The sequence below is a fragment of the Allobosea sp. 2KB_26 genome, assembly GCF_052115715.1.
In the GTDB taxonomy this organism is placed as follows: domain Bacteria; phylum Pseudomonadota; class Alphaproteobacteria; order Rhizobiales; family Beijerinckiaceae; genus Allobosea.
This window is the reverse complement of sequence record NZ_JBFRHE010000003.1, coordinates 418,029-435,904: the sequence shown is the minus strand read 5'-3', so window position 1 is coordinate 435,904 and position 17,876 is coordinate 418,029. Positions and strand designations below refer to the sequence as shown.

14 protein-coding genes are annotated in these 17,876 nt (G+C 63.4%); 1 reads left to right on the top strand and 13 read right to left on the bottom strand.

The window, feature by feature from the left end; translation table 11 throughout:
- Positions 1-314 precede the first annotated feature (314 nt).
- Positions 315-1,805, top strand: a complete 1,491-nt coding sequence (locus AB4099_RS12840; RefSeq protein WP_441478464.1) for an amino acid permease — start codon at positions 315-317, stop codon at positions 1,803-1,805.
- A 260-nt stretch (positions 1,806-2,065) separates the two neighbouring features.
- Here AB4099_RS12840 and AB4099_RS12835 read toward each other — a convergent pair whose 3' ends face one another.
- From AB4099_RS12835 to AB4099_RS12770, 13 genes are all read right to left on the bottom strand, one after another.
- The gene (locus tag AB4099_RS12835; protein WP_441478361.1) at positions 2,066-2,671 is read right to left on the bottom strand and encodes an outer membrane protein; all 606 of its coding nucleotides are present in this window, start codon (positions 2,669-2,671) and stop codon (positions 2,066-2,068) included.
- Positions 2,672-2,875: 204 nt separating this feature from the next.
- Positions 2,876-3,895 carry a DUF2336 domain-containing protein gene (locus AB4099_RS12830; RefSeq protein ID WP_441478360.1) on the bottom strand — a complete coding sequence of 340 codons (1,020 nt, stop codon included), beginning with the start codon at positions 3,893-3,895 and terminating at the stop codon, positions 2,876-2,878.
- Between the two features lie 160 nt (positions 3,896-4,055).
- Positions 4,056-5,408 (bottom strand): PepSY-associated TM helix domain-containing protein, encoded by a 1,353-nt coding sequence (locus AB4099_RS12825; RefSeq protein ID WP_441478359.1) that lies wholly within the window; start codon positions 5,406-5,408, stop codon positions 4,056-4,058.
- Between the two features lie 35 nt (positions 5,409-5,443).
- Positions 5,444-5,965 (bottom strand): hypothetical protein, encoded by a 522-nt coding sequence (locus AB4099_RS12820; RefSeq protein ID WP_441478358.1) that lies wholly within the window; start codon positions 5,963-5,965, stop codon positions 5,444-5,446.
- Between the two features lie 722 nt (positions 5,966-6,687).
- Positions 6,688-7,557 carry a hypothetical protein gene (locus AB4099_RS12815; protein ID WP_441478357.1) on the bottom strand — a complete coding sequence of 290 codons (870 nt, stop codon included), beginning with the start codon at positions 7,555-7,557 and terminating at the stop codon, positions 6,688-6,690.
- Positions 7,554-10,985, bottom strand: a complete 3,432-nt coding sequence (locus tag AB4099_RS12810; protein WP_441478356.1) for a hypothetical protein — start codon at positions 10,983-10,985, stop codon at positions 7,554-7,556. Before AB4099_RS12810 ends, AB4099_RS12815 begins: the two co-directional genes overlap by 4 nt.
- Positions 10,986-11,525: 540 nt before the next feature.
- Positions 11,526-12,725 carry a UxaA family hydrolase gene (locus tag AB4099_RS12800; RefSeq protein WP_441478355.1) on the bottom strand — a complete coding sequence of 400 codons (1,200 nt, stop codon included), beginning with the start codon at positions 12,723-12,725 and terminating at the stop codon, positions 11,526-11,528.
- Complete coding sequence (locus AB4099_RS12795; RefSeq protein ID WP_113518183.1) at positions 12,722-13,039, bottom strand: UxaA family hydrolase; 318 nt, start codon at positions 13,037-13,039, stop codon at positions 12,722-12,724. Before AB4099_RS12795 ends, AB4099_RS12800 begins: the two co-directional genes overlap by 4 nt.
- A gap of 66 nt (positions 13,040-13,105) precedes the next feature.
- Positions 13,106-13,756, bottom strand: a complete 651-nt coding sequence (locus tag AB4099_RS12790) for an RraA family protein (protein WP_244523334.1) — start codon at positions 13,754-13,756, stop codon at positions 13,106-13,108.
- 141 nt (positions 13,757-13,897) lie between these two features.
- Positions 13,898-14,653 (bottom strand): arginyltransferase, encoded by a 756-nt coding sequence (locus AB4099_RS12785; RefSeq protein WP_113518185.1) that lies wholly within the window; start codon positions 14,651-14,653, stop codon positions 13,898-13,900.
- Positions 14,654-14,729: 76 nt separating this feature from the next.
- Positions 14,730-15,203 carry an RDD family protein gene (locus AB4099_RS12780; RefSeq protein WP_113518186.1) on the bottom strand — a complete coding sequence of 158 codons (474 nt, stop codon included), beginning with the start codon at positions 15,201-15,203 and terminating at the stop codon, positions 14,730-14,732.
- A gap of 68 nt (positions 15,204-15,271) precedes the next feature.
- Positions 15,272-16,516 (bottom strand): threonine ammonia-lyase, encoded by a 1,245-nt coding sequence (locus tag AB4099_RS12775; RefSeq protein WP_113518187.1) that lies wholly within the window; start codon positions 16,514-16,516, stop codon positions 15,272-15,274.
- Positions 16,517-16,530: 14 nt separating this feature from the next.
- Positions 16,531-17,862: a branched-chain amino acid ABC transporter permease gene (locus tag AB4099_RS12770; RefSeq protein WP_113518188.1), complete on the bottom strand. Its 1,332-nt coding sequence runs from the start codon at positions 17,860-17,862 to the stop codon at positions 16,531-16,533.
- Positions 17,863-17,876 lie beyond the last annotated feature (14 nt).

Genomic DNA, 17,876 nt, shown 5'->3' with positions numbered 1-17,876 from the left:
TATCTCAAGACCTCGCCCGCAGGTCACCTCAACACGACTTCGCGATCGCGACCGGACGCGCGAAATTTCCATGATTAGGGCGAGTTGATGGGCGAAGATGCGCAATATGTGACGCGGGTCCGCCAAGATCTATCACTGCCCGAGCCGGCAACCCGTTATTTTCGAGAGCGACCCGGGTATCGAATGGCCCGAACTGGGAGACCGGCATCTTCCAGGGCAGGCTGTTCGAAGGGCGATTGCAATCGGCGACCGCGCCTGAACGGGTGAGCATGATTGTTTGTGCATGCGCAGCCTACCTCGGGGAGGCACCGGCCATGTCAATGACCGATTATATGCAAAGGAAGCCGTTAGCCGACATCATTCGCGGCGCGGAAGAACACGTGCTCGCACCCAGCCTGGGTGCATTGAGTATCACCGCCCTCGGCATAGGCTGCATCATCGGGGCCGGCATCTTCGTCCTGACAGGAACGGCTGCGGCCCAATATGCCGGGCCGGGCATCATGCTTTCCTTTGTGCTGGGCGGCGTCGCCTGCGCTTTCGTAGGCCTGTGTTATGCTGAACTGGCGGCGCTGCTTCCCGTTTCGGGCAGCACCTATACCTACACCTACGCCACCCTCGGCGAACTGGTTGCCTGGATCATCGGCTGGGATCTCGTGCTTGAATATGCCATGGGCGCCGCAACGGTCTCCGTCGGGTGGTCAGGCTACTTCGCGAGCCTGCTGAAAAATCTGGGCATCGTCATTCCACCAGCCTTTGCGGCAGCGCCGGGAACCGTCGCCGAAACCCTGGCCAACGGCACGGTGGTCTACGGTATCGTCAACTTGCCGGCGGCGTTCATCGTTGGTTTGCTGACTTTTCTCCTGATCATGGGAACCAAGGAATCAGCGCGTCTCAACAACATAATGGTCGCGGTGAAACTGACGGTTGTGCTGGCCTTCATACTCATCGGCGCAGCCTACGTAACGAGGGCCAATTGGCATCCGCTCATTCCCGCCAATACCGGGGAGTTTGGCCATTTCGGCTGGAGCGGCATACTGCGCGGTTCGGCAGTGGTGTTCTTCGCCTTTATCGGCTTTGACGCGGTTTCGACCGCGGCGCAGGAGGCGAAGAACCCCCAGCGCGACATGCCGATCGGTATCCTGGGCTCCCTCATCCTCTGCACGCTGCTCTACATCGCTGTCGCGGCGGTGCTGACGGGCATCGTTCCCTATGCGCAGTTGAACGTCGCTGACCCGATCGCCAGAGCCGTCGATGTGATCGGACTGACATGGTTCTCCGTGCTGATCAAAATCGGCGCGCTGGCCGGCTTGACGACGGTCATACTGGTGCTTCTCTACGGTCAGAGCCGCATCTTCTTCACCATCGCACATGATGGCCTGTTGCCGCCGGTGTTCGCGCAGGTCCATCCCGTGCGAAAGACGCCGTGGAAGAGCCAGATGATGATCGGGACGATCGTCGCCATCGTCTCCGCACTGACCCCGATCGGCATTCTGGGTGAAATGGTGAGCATCGGCACGCTGTTCGCCTTCGTGCTCGTCTGTGGCGCAGTCATCTATCTCAGGAAGAGCGACGCGGAGGTGACGCGACCGTTCCGCACGCCGGGCGTTCCGGTCGTGCCTGTCCTCGGCATCCTGTTCTGCCTGCTTCTGATGGCCGGCCTGCCGTTCGACACGTGGTTGCGGCTGATCGTATGGCTGGTCATAGGGCTTGCGATCTATTTCTTCTACGGGCGCAATCACTCGGTCCTGCGCGGTGGAACGGGATCCGCGGCGCTGCGCCGCGCGCCCAGGCTGAACCGACATTGAGCGCATGCGCAGATGGGCTCGCGCTGCCGAGCACCGTGGGATCGAAGAAGGCTTAAAGCATCGGCCCGAACAGTGGATTGCGGTTTTCGGGGAAAGCCGATGCAATCACAGTTGGTCAGATCATCGGATCGGATATCCGGTCCGATGATCTCGCGGTCGCGGCTGACACCGGGTGGTCGCACGGCAGGGCGCCGTCGATGTCGGCATCACAGGCTGGGAGTGATCGTGTCTCGAGGCGTGGCGACCTGAGAGGCTCGGCTCTACCTGATCGACTGGCCGACCACGCCGACCTCGAGGCCGAGCGTCAGGTTGTTGGTCACGGCCCATTCGACACCGGCGCGCGCCTCTGGCCTGACCGCGATGTCGCTGCGGTTGAACGGCGAACTGAAGGGCGTCGGACCATAGCGCCAGGTCTCGTTCGCGGCAGCGAGCCCGACCTTGGTGTAGAGCAGCACGTTCTCGGTTGCGAACACGCCGGCCTTGAGCTGGAAGGCGCCGACGACATCGCGCGTCCAGGCCGCCGTGTTGAAGCTCGGCGTGCCGTAGCCGCCGATCGCAGGGGCGTATTCGAGCGCGCCGATGACGCCGTAGAGGAAGTCGCCGTCGCGCCACATCTTGCCGCCTTCGAGCCCGATCGTCGGGCCGGCCGACGTGCCCAGTCCCTTGGCGCTGGTCACCTGGAAGCCGGAGGAGATGCGGGCATAGGAGCCTTCCCACTTCACGCCGCCGGGCGCCAAAGTCGGCTCTGACCAGGCGAAGGACGGCACGGCGGCAAACCCCGTGAAGGGCAAATAGGCCTGGGCCTGCGAGGCGCCAGCGCTGAGCGCAAGCGCGCAGAGCGCGCCGGAAAGGATCGGTAGTCTCACGTCGAAGGCATCCTCTCGGCCAAACCCCTGTGCGTAAGCCTAGCAGAAGGTCGCGTGAATGTCGCGGATTTGTGGCGGGAGTGGCCCCAGGCCGCCCATCCCTGGATCTTCGGGCCGGATATCGTATCCCGTCCGATGATCCAGCCTTCTATCTTTGCATCGGCTTTGCCCCGAAAACCGCAATTCAGTTTTCGGGCCGATGCTTCAGCCGATCTTCGTCTTCAGCTTGAGGAAACGCAGCGTGCGCTCGGCGGTGGCGATGTCGAGGCTGGCATAGTTCTTCAGGTCGCCCTCGGCATCGCGCGCGCCGAAGAGCAGCCGCCGCGAGCGCAGCTCCAGCACGGGTTTGAAGGCCTCGGTGCCGAGATTCAGCGAGCGGCAGGTCACGGCGATGCCGCTGACATCGCGCTGCAGCAGGACGCGCAGCGCCTGCTCATTGGTGATGCCCGAGGCCTGTGCGATCACCTCGGCAAGGTGATAGGCCCGGTCCTCCTCGGCCAGCATGGTCACGATCTCGTCGAGCTCGCGCTTGCCGGCGCCGAGATCGGCGAGCAGGAGCTTCACCTCCAGCCGCTGCTGGCGTGCACGGCGGGCGAGCGTCGCGGCTTCGTCGGCAGGCTTGGACCAGGCACCGCCGCTGAGCCCCTCGACGATCTCCAGGACGCGGCTGGCCCGGTTCGGCGTCAGGTCGGAGCGCCTGGCCAGCGCGCCACCGATCTCGGCATCCTTGCCGCCGCGTTCCAGCAGCGTGTCAAAACCCTTGTCGGAGAAATGCGCGCCCTCGTTGGCGCTGACCGTGTGCAGCACGGTGCGATCGCCGCGCTGGACGAGAATGTCGGTGACGCTTTCCGAGAGGCGGGCGCGTTCGGCAATCGCCGCGAGATGGTGCTGCGACTGGCTCACCGCGATGGCGGCGAGGTCGGTGTCGGTCAGTACCGGAGAGAGTTTCAGCACGAGGCGTGCGACCTCGGAATCGGCATCGCCGGCAAGCGTGACCGCGACCTCATGCGGCAGGCTCGGCACCGCCGCGACGTGGCCGGCATAAGCCTTGCGGGCCTCGTCCTCGAGATGCGGCAGCGAACGCAGCGCGATCTCGCCGTAATGGGCCTTGGAGGGCTCGGTCGGATCCTGGTCGAGCAGGAACAGGTCCGTGACCGCATTGAGCAGCTGCCGGCGTGCCTCCGAGGACATCTCGGAGGGCATCCGTGTCAAGGAACTCAGCATTGGCCCCCCAGATAGGCGTCAGGCAAGAACCGGCAACCTGCGCCGGCTCCGTTTGATTTAGTCTTAAATCCGTCGCCGATTTTCCCGGGAAACGAAGAATTTTCTTCTGTGCGATCAACGGGCCGGCATGCCCCGGATGCATGCCGGCCCGGGCATGCCGCTAGCGCGCGGTCTTCGGCCAGAGGCAGCGGTCGACGACCAGCATGACGATCAGCGACGCACCGACGAGCGGAAAGACCAGCCCGCCGATCGCCAGGATGGCGAAGACGCCGTAGAGCGTCCGGCGCTCCGGCGGCAGCGGCGGCACCCCGAGCGATCCGGCCGGGCGTCGCTTCCACCACATCACCCCGGCGGAGACCGCGAGCAGGATGATCGCCAGGCAGACGGCCAGCATGAAGAGCTGGTTCGTCAGGCCGAATTCCTGCCCCATATGGACGTTGATGCCCCATTCCAGCCATTTCCCGAGCGGGCCGTAATCCGCGAAGGACATGTCGAGCAAGGGCTCGCCGCTATACTGGTCGAGATGGATGACGCGCTGCTGCGACAGGTCGTTCGGATAGACCGAACCCGTGAAGACGCCGTTGGGGCCGGCCGGCAGGTTGATGGCGTAGCCGCGGGCCAGGCCAAGCGCATCGAACCGCGCCACCGCCGTGTCGAGGCTGACCGGTGCTGCCGCTGTCGCGATGGATTCCGGCACGCGCGCCTGTTCCAGCGACCATGAGGTCGGCCCGGCATGGTGCAGATGCTCATCCGACATCGGCAGGTTGACGCGGATGCCTGCGGGATAGCCGAAATTATGCCCGTTCGCCCAGCGATTGACCTGGTCACCCCAGAGCACGGACCAAGGCATGCCGGTGATCGCCAGGAAGACGATGAAGACGCCGGCGAAAGCGCCGGTGACGGCATGCAGGTCGCGCCAGAAGACGCGCTTGCCGGCATCGCCACGCAGCGAGACCACGCCGCCCCTGCGACCGCGCGGCCACCACAGATAGAGCCCGGTCCCGACCAGCAGGATCGACCAGCCGCCGGCGATCTCGATCACGCCATTCGCGACCGGCCCGAAATAGGCGAGGCTGTGGATCTGCCGCACCACCCACATCACCGTGCCCTTGTCGGGAATCTGGCCAAGCACACGCCCGTCATAGGGATCGACATGCACGACCTTGCGCGCACCAGTGGCGTCCCGGACGGTGACCTCCACAGCCGATGACGCTGTCGCCGGCGGTACGAATTTCACGGCCTTGCCGGGAAAGGCTGCGAGCGCGTTGGCGACCAGTGTCGTCGCAGCGGCTGGGGCGGTCGATCGCATCTCCACCCGCTTGAGATCGCGATGAATGAGCCCGTCGATCTCGGTGCGAAAGAGATAGAGCCCGCCGGTGACCGCGAGCAGGATGAGGAAGGGCAGCGTCAGGAGCCCGGCATAGAAATGCCAGCGCCAGACGGCGCGGTAGAGGGAGGCGGCGCGTGTATCCGCGCGCGCAGGCGCGGCCTGCGTCGATGCAACGATGGTCATGGAAATGTCCTGTCCTGAAGGGGAAAAGTCTGGCTTCAGGTCAGGGCAGGCGGGGCGCGCGCTCCAAGCGGGTAGAGGCTGCGGCTGGTCGCGACGCGTGCTGCGGGCGGGGCGATGACGCCTCTCGCAACACTGATGCTGCGCTGGAGCGGAAGGGCCGCAGCTGCGACAGGAGGGGCGCCGCTGGCGCTCGCAAGGCAGCCGAGCGCGCAGCAGGTCTTGGATTGCTCCGGGCTCGCCGGCGCCGTCGGTTCGGACGAGCCGCCGGGCGCGCAGAGGACATGCCGCGGAAAGGGCGAGGGGCCAGCCGAGAGGCCGGCCCCGATCGAGAGCAGGACTGCGCTGAGGATCAGCGCATAGGCGCAGAGCACGGCAACGATGCCGCGCCCCCATCTCGCCCCTGTCGCCGTCGCGCCCATGGTTTCCGCGCTACGGCGCGGCAGGCCGCCGGTCAATGACCCAAGGACACGAAGCGCCTGCGCTCTCTCGTCACGCCGCCGGCAGGCAGGCGGGGCCGAGCGGTTCGAAGCTTTTGTCGGATAGATGTGCGCCTTCATGGGCGCTGACCGCGTGCAGTACAGTGCGGTCGCCTCGTTGGGCGAGAATTGCGGTGACGCTTTCCGAGAGGCAGCACGTTCGGCGATTGCCGCAAGATGGTGCTGCGACTGGCTCAGTGGGATCGCGGCGAGGTCTGTGTCAGTCGGCACCGGGGAGAGCTTCAGCACGCACGAGGCGGGCGACTTCTGAATCGGTCTCGCCCCTAAGCGTGACCGCGCCCTCATGCGGCAGGCTTGGCATGGCCGCGACCGACCCGCACAGACCTTTCGTACTTTGTCCTCGAGATGCGGCGCCGAACGCAGCGCGATGTCGCCGTAATGCGCGTTGGAGGGCTTAGTCGGGTCCTGGTCGAGCAGGAACAGGTCTGTGGCGGCATTGAGCAGCTGCCGGCGTGCTCCGAGGACATCCCTGTCAAAGAACTCAGTATTGCCTTTTCTTCTGTGCGCTCAACGCGCCGGCATGCTGCTGGCCCGTGGCGCTGCTATCGCGCGGCGCCGGGCCAGAGGCAGCGGTCGACAACCAGCATGACGATCAGCGAGGCGCCGACGAGCGGTTGAAGATATCGTGCCAGCGAAATTGCGCGCGCACCATGGCATTGCCAGTGCGTACTGGTGGTTTATCGGCGGTGAGCCTGGGTCCCCCGGCTCACGACTTCGACTGCACGGATGCTGCGGCCTATCCAGTTTTAATTTAATGCACCCAACGTTCGGTGCGGCTCCGGTTACGTTTTTGAACCTAGTACCTCACTACCGACACGATCTATTATTTCGCTCACAGTTGCTGGCGCAAATCGGCGAACGTCGCGTAAGATCACCATGGCAGCTATAACTACCTCCTGGCCTGCCAAAACAAGCCGTTCCGATATCTCTTTGGTCGTCAACGGCAGTGTGTCGGCAATTGCAGCGATAACGGTTGCTTCGATCTTTAATCTAAGCGCTCGTTCGCGATCAGCCTCGTTCGCTGTGGCTAACGTTTTGCGCCAAGCGTCAAGGTTCTTGGAGCGGATTGAAAGTAAATCAAGGCCGGGATTTCCGAATTCTGCGGCGATTTCTGTCAATATAGGGTCAAAAAGATGCGCGTCCCACTGCAGATTTATTCGACTTTGAAGGTCGGTCACCAGTGATGGACCATCTTCAAGATGATCCAATACGTCGCATGCAGCTATTGCACCTTGGAGGGCTTCATCGATTTTCTTGCCTAAGTATTCACTGCATTTTGAGAATTGCGAGTTTTCTGTCGGAGTTCCTACGCCGCACGCCTCCCGGAACCAGCTGTGTGCGAAAGCATAGGTCTTTCGATCGTGCGGACTCGTTACGTCGAGATTGTGCGCCACAAAGGTGCGCATTCTCCCAACCTCCGTTCGCAGGCCGTTTCCAGCTTGGAGTGGCGGCAGCGCCATCAGGAACGCGAGCGGCACTTTCGCAGCTTCATTGAGAACAATGTAGGCCCAGTTCACGAGACGATAGAATGCCATCTCGTCTTCGAGATTGGCTGGCAAGAGGACTGACACCTCGCCGCATGCGTTCGGGACGTGCATCGAGACGCGCTGGCGGAGCCGTGTATAGCGGTTGGCCAAGTCGACCGGAGTCATCGACGACTCACTGGCCGAGTGAGGGGATCCGCGACTGGCCCCACGTAGTTGAACGCGATTCCAAAATCCCGGAGTTCACGTCCATGGGCGAGATCATGCTCCGAAAACTCGTGGCCCAACAGATTGATGGAGATATTGAGGCCCTCAACGCGAATTTTCCAATCATTCTTCCCCTTCACGCCTTCCACTCGGCCTCTGTACTTTATAGGAGCTCCCGCAGCATCAGATGCCAACAGCCGTCGGATCACGCGAGATCGGTCCTCAAATTCACTGTCGCGCGAAAGCGACTTCCACATATCTATCGCCCGGCCGGTGTCCTTTGCCAGCCAAGCTAGAACCGCCTCAAGATAGCGCTCGGTATTTCGACTGGCCAAGCCAGATCGATCATTAATTCCGGATACAATCGAGAGAATATCGCTGATCTGGGCTGGATCGGCGGGGGTGATGCCTCGCTCGCTGCGGAGCAGGCGCTCGCCAGTAGCTTGAGCCCAGCGAAGGCGTAACAGTAGACGTTGGCAACGCGCGTCATCTGATACGTCAGCCGCTTTTCGGCTGGCTATGTAATCGGCGGCCGATGCTGCGAGCTTCCGCTGATCGCTAGTGTATGGTGGGTCGACCTTTTCGAGAGGGGAGGCAAGTTGCCGGGCCACTAGAAAGGTCGCTGCCGCAGGAGCTACGCTCTCAAGATTAGCCAGTGCTGCGGCCGAAAGTTCGCTGTTTCCGATAGCAACACCAATTCTCGCTTGGCGATCAAAGTACCGGACTTGCTGATCGGCGCCTAGTAGATTTGGATCTACCAGGTCCAAAGTGGCGTACAAATCTGCAATGACGTCCGCGCGCTTGTCGTCGGGTAAATCGGAGCCTTTAAGCATATCGCTTGAGGTCCAAAGAGCGATATCAATGGGATAGTATTCATCGGTCATAGCCATAGCTCGGGCGCTCGCGGCCTTTGCTGCCAGATAGTCCGACCATGAGCCGTCTTCGTCATCCAGCCGGCTACGCTGCACCGCGAGGTAACCGTAAATGGATGCTCGCTCGGACGCTAAGCTTTGCCGAGTACGTTTGCTGGCGTGCAATTCCCCTGCATCGATAAGGCGAAAAGCCTCCTCAACGATCGACCGCGCAGCATCCAAGATTGCAAGTCTCTTGTCCTCGCCAAGGGTGACAGTCGTGTTTGCGCCATCTTGAGACCAAACTGCTTGCCGCCTAAAAACGCACTCGCGCACCATTAGAGGGCCATCGATTACACCGTGGCGTTGCCGCAAGGTTGTGAGTGCTTCGCCGAAGGCGAGATAGCCTTCGCGGTACTCATCTCCGCGCGGGCCATCTCGGTCTATTTTTTGCAGAAGGTCGAGCAGGAAGCTGCGTTCAATCTGCCGATCGACACCGCCACTTCGAACGGCGCTGATGAGTTCGATCAGGCGCTCGATCTCATGCCTTCTGTCCCCAAAACGGCTCCGGCAGATTAGTTCTGCCTCGAGCTGAAGACGGGGAGAGATCAGCAATTCGGTGCCTTCTGCATTTGCGGTATGCCAACGGAAAATGTCTAATCCAGAAAATAAATGAATTGCTTGGTCTATTTCAATTGATCCTGAGTTTTGACTAAGAATTCTTATGATTAAATTCAATGGAACTGGGCAATTTAATCGCCCTGCGACCATAACAAAATCTATTAGACGGCCGGCTGCATCGAGGCCTAGTGTGGCTCCATTGCTGTCAGATGCAAAGATCTGTGAATTTTCATCAGCAATGCCTGCGGCTATTAGCTGATCGGCCAAATGCGACCGCTTTGCTGGCGTCGGCACCTTCGCTGCGCGCTCGCGTACCGCTCCTTCTGCGGATCGCGCCTCAGCATTCATGCGCGCCCTAATGTGTTCACGCCCATGCGATATAGAGCGGTATAGCATCGCAAGCGCACTCGGGCCCTCTCCAGGTGAGGCACTCGAAACAACGAACCGCGGCTCGTACCGCCCAAGAATGTTCTTAAGCTCGGCAATCTCTTTCGTTGATATCGTCGAGGGAGCCTCAACATATTGACGCGAGCCGCCCTGGAGGCGTGGCTCGACCCTGTAGCTAGTACCGACGATTAACAATTTGCGTCCTCGGCTCTGAAGTGCCGAGGCAAGTTCTCTATATCGATAGAGGGGATGGTTTGTATCGCATAGCAGCACGGTCGCCGTCGCCCCCATGCGTTCAGCTTCGACGCAGAAGCCGTCAATATCTGCGTGAGTAGGGATGCGCGTCGTCGCCACGAGAACGGGCAGTTGGAGCCGTTCTCGAATTTCACGGGCGAGGCGGGCGAGCGCAATGCTCTTGCCGGTGCCAGATTGTCCATGCACCAAAACCACGCCGTCTGTCTGAGCCAATCGCCGGAGCGTTAGCTCGACAACCCGCAGCAGATCCGCTTCAAAATCGCGCTGCATCGCGTAACCACGGGCGATGCCCTCTACTCGGGTGCGGAATCCACCTAAGTCTCCGTGGAATCTTCGAAATGCTTCCTCATTGGCGGACGTATCGAGTGGGTCAGGCTCTGCCGTCCAGCCATCGTCCACGACCGCAGCCGAGGCCTCGACTCTAAGCCTCAACGCTGGCGTTACATCGAGTAACCCTCCCGTTACGGAGACGACACTCGGTTCATCTGGTGCTGCCGATGCGCTAAACTCCGCCCAGCCAATGGCCCCAGCGCTTGCAAGGGCGTTTGCGAAGCTATTCGATTCGGGGATTAGAGATCCGGCAGCCACCATCTCGGTGGCGAAGGCCGACTTCTCCAAATCAATTCCCCCGAACAACAGAATTTTGATGCCAGGCGCGTCCGAAAGGGGGGCTAATAACTCGTCCAGCGGCAGCCAGTCGGAGGCTGGATCGTATCCCGCAATTACGATTACGCCCCGAGCCGTAGCTGTTTCCGCCACACGGTTAAGCAACTCCGTTGTGTGAAGCGAAGTCCGTCGTTTCAAATCGGCCCGGCTCTTGGGCGCGCTCGCGTCCGGTGCCGTGTCCCCCGCTCGCCCAAGCAAATAGTAAATAGGCGGCCTTGAGCGGCTACGGGAAACGCGTGCGTATGTCCCTCCCGCCAAAACCGCTTCAGGCTGACGCCCTCGCGTTTCGAACTTGCGAGCGAAGTTAGGATCTATGGAGGAGGTAAATACCGCGCTCCAGGGTAAATCATAGGCCATCTGCGCGGCTTCTGATGAAACGCTACGGCTAAAACGCTCGGAAAGCCAATCCATATCGGACTGGCTCAGCTTTGCATCGAGCGCGGCAGACCAGCTTTGATGGTCCGCTTTAACTTTAAGCCGCGAAAGCAGTGATTCTAATACGGGGTCGCGACTGGCAGCCAGCATGTCGAAATTTTGGCCCGCGAAAAGTACGACGGGACGAGCTTCCTGAAAGGCTTCAGTCAGTGTGTTAGTCAGTTCGTCCGACAAATTGAGCCCCATCGACGAGAGTCGCACCTATTGCGTTCTGCCAAACCCTCGCAGGCTTAGCAATTCGCGGGAGAAGCCCTCGCGAGGTGGGCTCGCGCATGTACCGCAATGATCTCGCCGAGGTGAGTAATGGAGCGAGCTAATCGGCTAAGCATTGTGACGACCGCCGTGTTGCCCTCGCGTACTAGCTTAGGTGCTACTTCTAGCTTCGCTCTCTGCACGATCGAGCTGGCCCGACCTCGGAAAATCCTATCGTATTCCAAATAGTTAAGGTGCCGTAGCTGTGCCTCTAGGTCTGCCTCCTTCCCTAGGGCTCGTACGCGCGTTCATCCCGAGCACCAATACCGGAGTCATTAGGATCACGTCCTAGTCGACGTACCTAGTTCCATTGAAACAGAATCTGCAGAACGACATTAAACCTGCCCGCGACAAGTTCCGTCTTGAGCGAAGGGGCCGCAGAGACCAGCGAAACGCGGCTGCCACCGCAGCCTAAGCCGACAATGGCGCTCCCCGGGGCGACGAAGCCCCTGCGTTCTCTCGTCACGCCGCCGGCAGGCAGGCGGGGCCGAGCGGTTCGAAGCTCTTATAGGTCAGGATGAACTCCTGGTGGCCGAGCTCCTCTGATTTGGTGCTGCCGCCCTTGGCGAGCGAGACGACGAGGTCGCGGATTTCGCGGCCGACCTCGTCGAGCCCGGCGCGGCCCTCGAGGATCCGCCCGGCATCGACATCCATGTCGTCTGCCATCCGGCGATAGGTTTCCGGGTTCGCGCAGATCTTGACCACGGGCGAGATCGCCGAGCCGACGACCGAGCCACGGCCGGTCACGAAGAGCACGCAATGGGCGCCGCAGGCGATCAGCTCCGCGATCTCGGCATTGTCGTTGATATTGGGGAAGCCGAAGCGCACTTCGCCATCCGGCACGACATCGAGCAGATAGAGACCACCATGGGGCGGGATATCGCCGGGCTTGATCAGGCCCGAGATCGGCGACGCCCCGGATTTGGCATAGGCGCCCATCGACTTTTCCTCGATGGTCGACAAGCCGCCCTCGGCATTGCCGGCGGCAAACGAGCCATAGCCGAGCGTCGCGTAATAGCGGGCGGCCTTGGCGACCGATTTCTCCAGTTCCTCGCCCAGTTGCGGCGTCACGGCGCGCGCCGCCATGATGTGCTCGCAGCCGATCAGCTCGCCGGTTTCCTCGAAGATGCAGGCGGCGCCTTCGGAAATCAGCAGGTCGAAGGCGCGCCCCGCCGCAGGGTTCCCGGTGATGCCGGAGGTGCCGTCCGAGCCGCCGCAGACGGTGCCGACGACGAGCTCACTGAGCGCCATCGGCACGGTCTCCTGCTCGTCGAGACGCGCGCGCTCGGCCTCGACCCAGGCGCGGCCCTCCTTGATCGAGCTGCGCGTGCCGCCCGTGCCCTGGATGATGATGGTCTTTACCGGCCGGCCCGAGGCGCGCACCACCCGCTCGAGCGCATATTTGTTGAAGCTCTCGCAGCCGAGCGAGATCAGCAGCACGGCCCCGACATTGGGGTGGGTGCAGAGCCGCTCCATCATCTTCTCGGCATAGCCATTGGGATAGCAGCCGGGAAAGCCGATGACATGGACGCCGTTCTCGCGCCAGGGCAGGGCGATCTCGCGCGCGACGTGATGCGCGCATTCGACGAGATAGGCGACGGCGATCGTGTTGCGGATGCCCTTGCGCCCGTCGGACCGGAGATAGCCGCGCATGTCGTTCATTGGGCGGCTCCCGCCTTGCGCTCGTCTTCGAGATGATAGGTCGGGGTGTAGTCGCTCTTCATGTTCTGAACATGGACATGCTGGCCGGCCGCGATCGCTTCGGTCGCCACGCCGATCGGCGCCCCGTATTTCAGGATTTTTTCGCCGGTGACGATCGGCTTTCGCGCGACCTTGTGGGCGAGCGCGATATCACGGTCGAGCACGGCCGGGCCTGAACCGGTTTCGACGGTCTCGCCGGCGGCGAGCCGCATCCGCGCGACAAAGACGTTGTCGCGCGGGTCGAGCAGGATGAGCCGGGGATCGTGCTGAGCCATGGGCGTCACTCCTCGAGGAACTGGCCGGATCGGTCGGGCTGACCGGGAGAGGCCGGCCGCAGGCGTTCAGAACTTGCCGAACTGGAGATAGGCTTCCTGCGGGTCCGTGCCGGCAAGGATCGCGGTGCGGACTTTGTTCTCGGCCGAGATCGCGGTTTCCGCCTTCTCCAGCACCTCCTCGATCACCTCGACGGGAATGCGCACGATGCCGTCGCGGTCGCCTAGGATGTAGTCGCCGGGGCGGATCCAGACCGCGCCGATCTTGATCGGCTCGTCGATCGTCTTCGGCATCCAGAAGCCGACGATGTCGCGTGGCGTATAGGCGCGGAAATAGGCCTGGAAGCCCATATCCACCATGAACTCGGTATCACGCGACAGGCCGTCGATGACGCAGCCGCGCACGCCCTTGTTCTTCAGCGTCTCGGCGGAAAGCTCGCCCATCAGCGCGACCTCGTCGGTATTCGGCTGGCAGACCCAGACATGGCCGGGCTTGGCGCGCGAGAGCAGGCCGGTCCAGCCGAGCAGGGTCTCATGCGCATCGAAATCCGGATCGGTCTTGCCCTCGACGGTGAAGGCTGGGCCGGCGAGCTTCTGGCCGGGCAGGAGCGGCCTCAGATCGGGCGGGAGCGTGAAATCCTTCAGCCCCATGGCGCGCATGACATCGTGGATGATGCCGGTATAGCAGCGTTCCAGCCGCTCGGTCAGTTGATCGCTCAAGGCTTCCTCCATAGTGGCACGTCGCTGTGCCGGGGGGCCTACCACTGACACCCGGGCACCCTGCCATTGCGGGCAGGGTGCCGGCAGGGAGCATGGGCCGCAAGCGCGTTTTGCGCGCCTCGACGATGCGTTTCAAACGGTTTAAGTGTTCGAGTCGACCCGTTCCCAGCCCTGGGGCGAGAGGCGCTCCTGCGGCAGGAAGCGGGACTTGTAGGCCATCTTGGGCGAGCCATCGACCCAATAGCCGAGATAGACATAGGGCAGGCCGAGCTTGCGGGCCCGCTCGATATGGTCGAGCACCATGAAGGTGCCGAGCGAGCGCTGCTCCAGCATCGGGTCGAACACCGAATAGACCATGGAAAGCCCGTCATTCAGCCGGTCGGTCAGCGCCATCGCGAAGAGATCGCCGACACCGCGCCCGGTGAAGCCGCTATCGGGACCGCGCCGGCGATACTCGATCAGGTTGGTCTCGACATGCGTGTCCTCGATCATCATCGCGAAATCGAGGGCCGACATCGAGGCCATGCCGCCATCGGGGTGGCGTTCGTCGAGATAGCTGCGGAACAGCGAGTAATGCTCGGAGCGCGGCTCCGGCGGCAGCTCCTCGCCGATCAGGTCGCAATTGCGCGTGAGCACGCGCCGGAACCCACGAGACGGTCGGAAGTCGTCGACGCAGACGCGGACGGAGACGCAGGAGCGGCAGGTCTCGCAGGCGGGCCGATAGGCGATGCTCTGCGAACGCCGGAAGCCGCCTTGCGAGAGCACGTCGTTGAGGTCGCGCGCCCGTCCGCCGACAAGGTGGGTGAACACCTTGCGTTCCTCCCGCCCGGGCAGATACGGGCAGGAGGTCGGTGACGTCAGATAGAATTGCGGGGCATCCCGCAACGGGCGCGTCACGTTCGTATCGCTCCGGAAACGACCTGAACCGCGAGTGTAGCAGCAGCGCAGCCGGCAACAAGAGTGGCGATGCGGATCAGGTGCGGACGACGACCAGTCCGGTCAGGATGTCATGGCCGAGCCTGCGGTCATCGCGCACCAATCCGCAGAGGATATCGAGCACCCAGAGCGCGACCGTGCCTGCCGCGACATAGAACAGCAGGGCATGGACGGCGGCTGCGAGCCCGTCCGGACGGCCGCCATTGACGGTCTCGACCCTGAGACCCGCCATGCGCATGCCCCAGGTCGCCTGCTTCCGACCGCCGATGGTCAGCGCCGCATAGCCGAGCGCGGTCGCGACCGTCGCGATCGGCAGGAGCAGCCAGGTCGCGCCGAAGGTGACGAGGCCGAGGAAGATCAGGAGCGCGACCACGAGCCAGCCCAGGATGAACAGGGCGATGATGTCGCCGATCCAGGCGAACAGGCGCGACCCCAGCACGCCGCTGACATTCTGCAGCGGGCGCTGCTCGATCGGCGTGATCGCGGGTTGCTGATAGCTGCGTTCGCTCATCGAAAGTCGAGACCCCTTGTTTCGCGGGCGCGTCCGGTGGTGGTGCGCTCCGCCGCCATAATGTTTGATCAGCGGTCCTGTTCCGCAAGGCCACGCGGAAAGATACGGCGCGGCTGGAAGCCATTGGCCCGCAGCGCCTCCTCGATGGCGCGTGTATGGCTCTCGCCGCGCGTCTCGACGGTGACGTCGAGCGTCACGCCCTTGGCCGGCACGTCGAGGAAGAGCCTGCCATGGCTGACCTCGAGGATGTTGGCGCCATGGTCGCCGAGCAGGCTCGCGACCTTGCCGAGCAGGCCCGGCCGGTCGCTGGCGGTGAGGCGGAAGGCGGCGATCCGGTCCTCGCGCTCCAGCTCGCGCACCATGATCGCGGCGAGCAGCCTGGTGTCGATATTGCCGCCGCAGAGCACGAGGCCGACCTTGCGGCCGCGATAGCGCTCCGGCTCCTTCAGCATCGCGGCCAGCCCCGCGGCGCCGGCGCCCTCGGCCAGCGAATGCTGCAGGCTGGCATAGGCGTTGACCGCGCGCTCGATCAGGTCCTCCCCGACAAGGACGATATCGGAGACCAGGCTGGAGACGATCGGCAAGGTCAGTTCGCCGACGGTCTTCACGGCGATGCCCTCGGCCAGGGTCGCGCCGCCGATCGGCCGGTCCTCGGCATTCACGGCATTGTAGAAGGAGGGATAGAGCTCGGCCTCGACGCCGATCAGCTCGATTTCCGGCTTCAGGGCCTTGGCCGCGATGGCATTGCCCGCCATCAGCCCGCCGCCGCCAAGCGGGATGATCAGCACGTCGAGATCAGGCGCATCGGCCAGCATCTCGCGTGCGACCGTGCCCTGGCCGGCCATCACCACGGCGTCGTCATAGGGATGCACGAAGACCAGGGTCTCGGCCTGCGCCAGCTCGCGGGCGCGCACGGCCGATTCGTAGAGCGTCTCGCCATAGAGCACGACGCGGGCGCCATGGGCCCTGGTGTTCTCGACCTTCACCAGCGGCGTCGTCTCCGGCATCACGATCGTCGCCGGGATGCCGAAGCGGCGGGCGTGATAGGCGACGGCCTGTGCATGGTTGCCGGCCGACATGGCGATGACGCCGCGGGCCCGCTCGGCTTCAGTCAGGGTGAGCAGCTTGTTGACCGCGCCGCGCTCCTTGAAGGAGGCCGTCGCCTGCATGTTCTCGTGCTTGACCAGCACGGTCGCGCCGGTGAGCTCGGACAGGCGCGGCGCCGGCACCAGCGGCGTGCGCAGCACATGCCCCTCGATACGCTGTGCGGCCGCTTCGATATCGGCGGGAGTGATCGAGAAAGGCTCGCTCATGCGTGAAGTTCCGTTCAGACCTGACGAGGCGAAAGCGCGCCCTCGCCGAAGAAACCGCCGGGGCGCAGGATCAGCACCACGGCGAGCAAGCTATAGACGGCGATGTCGCGCTGTTCGATAGGCATGGTTGATGACCAGATGACCTCGAAGAGCGCAATGCTGAGGCCGCCGAGGCAGGCGCCGGCGACCGAGCCGATGCCGCCCAGGATCGCGGCGACGAGCGCCTTCAGCCCGAGCGTGAAGCCGCCGGCAAAGCCCATGCCGCCATAGATCGCGGTGACGATGACGCCGGCCGCGCCGCAGGCCGCGCAGGCGAGGATCAGCGCCCGGTCATGCACGGCACGCGCGTTGACGCCGAAAAGCGCCGCGGTGCCGGCATCGTCCGAGACCGCGCGCCAGGCCCGGCCGAAGGCGGAGTAGCGGATCAGCAGCACGAGCCCGAGCGCGGCGCTGAGGCCGCCGGCCGCGAGCGCCAGCCCGACGGGGGTTGCGGTGAGGATGAAGCTGCCGGAGCGCGCCAGCGGCCAGGGCTCGTTGTAGACCGGCGGCAGCCAGCGCAGATCGGGCCCCTGCGCCAGCCGCAGATATTCAGACAGCGCAATCGCGAGCCCGATCGTCGCGATCAGCATCTGCTGGCCGCTGGCGCGCTCGAGATGGCGCAGCACGAAACGCCCCATGGCGAAGCCGTGAAAGGCCGCGACCAGCATGGCCACGACGAAGGCGACCAGGAGCCCCGAGACCGGCGTCGAGATCGCCGTCGAGACAAGCAGCGCCACGCCGATGACGGCCGAGAGCGCGCCGAGCGCCGCGAATTCGCCAAAGCTCAGGATGATGCGCCCGGTCAGGCCATAGATCAGCGCATAGGCCGAGGCGAGCAGCGCGTAGACCGCGGCCGAGGGCAGGGCGCTCAAGCCTTGCTGCAGGGCATAGGCGAAGCCGGGGGAGAGCTGCGGCAGGCCATCGATGCGGGCTGAGCCCGGATCGACCGGCGGTTCCTCGCGATTCTCCAAATAGAAGCGCCGCAGCAGGTAGAAACTGGCATCGTTCATCGGCCGTCCATCGACCGCGACGCCGAGCAACGCGCCGCGCTGCAGACCCGCGCCCTCGCCGGCGAAGAGGCAATCGATCATGCGTTGGCGCGCCGGGCCGCTGCCTGTCTCGACATGGTAGAGGATGCGCAGGGTATTGGCGCGCGGGCCATTGGTTGCGCGGTCGACGGTGATCCGCGCGTCCTGCGTGTTGAGTGCCGGGATGGCCTGGCGGCAAAGCCGCGTCTGGTCCGTATCGAAGCGTTCGCTGCAGCCGGTCAGCAGCAAGGCCATGAGAATCGGGAGGAGCGCGCGCATTGCGCGAAGGCTAG

Coding starts and splice junctions, on each gene's coding strand:
- AB4099_RS12840 (WP_441478464.1), top strand. CDS start 315: ATGTCAATGACCGATTATATGCAAAGGAAGCCGTTAGCCGACATCATT.
- AB4099_RS12830 (WP_441478360.1), bottom strand. CDS start 3,895: ATGCTGAGTTCCTTGACACGGATGCCCTCCGAGATGTCCTCGGAGGCA.
- AB4099_RS12825 (WP_441478359.1), bottom strand. CDS start 5,408: ATGACCATCGTTGCATCGACGCAGGCCGCGCCTGCGCGCGCGGATACA.
- AB4099_RS12820 (WP_441478358.1), bottom strand. CDS start 5,965: ATGAAGGCGCACATCTATCCGACAAAAGCTTCGAACCGCTCGGCCCCG.
- AB4099_RS12815 (WP_441478357.1), bottom strand. CDS start 7,557: ATGACTCCGGTCGACTTGGCCAACCGCTATACACGGCTCCGCCAGCGC.
- AB4099_RS12800 (WP_441478355.1), bottom strand. CDS start 12,725: ATGAACGACATGCGCGGCTATCTCCGGTCCGACGGGCGCAAGGGCATC.
- AB4099_RS12795 (WP_113518183.1), bottom strand. CDS start 13,039: ATGGCTCAGCACGATCCCCGGCTCATCCTGCTCGACCCGCGCGACAAC.
- AB4099_RS12780 (WP_113518186.1), bottom strand. CDS start 15,203: ATGAGCGAACGCAGCTATCAGCAACCCGCGATCACGCCGATCGAGCAG.
- AB4099_RS12775 (WP_113518187.1), bottom strand. CDS start 16,516: ATGAGCGAGCCTTTCTCGATCACTCCCGCCGATATCGAAGCGGCCGCA.
- AB4099_RS12770 (WP_113518188.1), bottom strand. CDS start 17,862: ATGCGCGCGCTCCTCCCGATTCTCATGGCCTTGCTGCTGACCGGCTGC.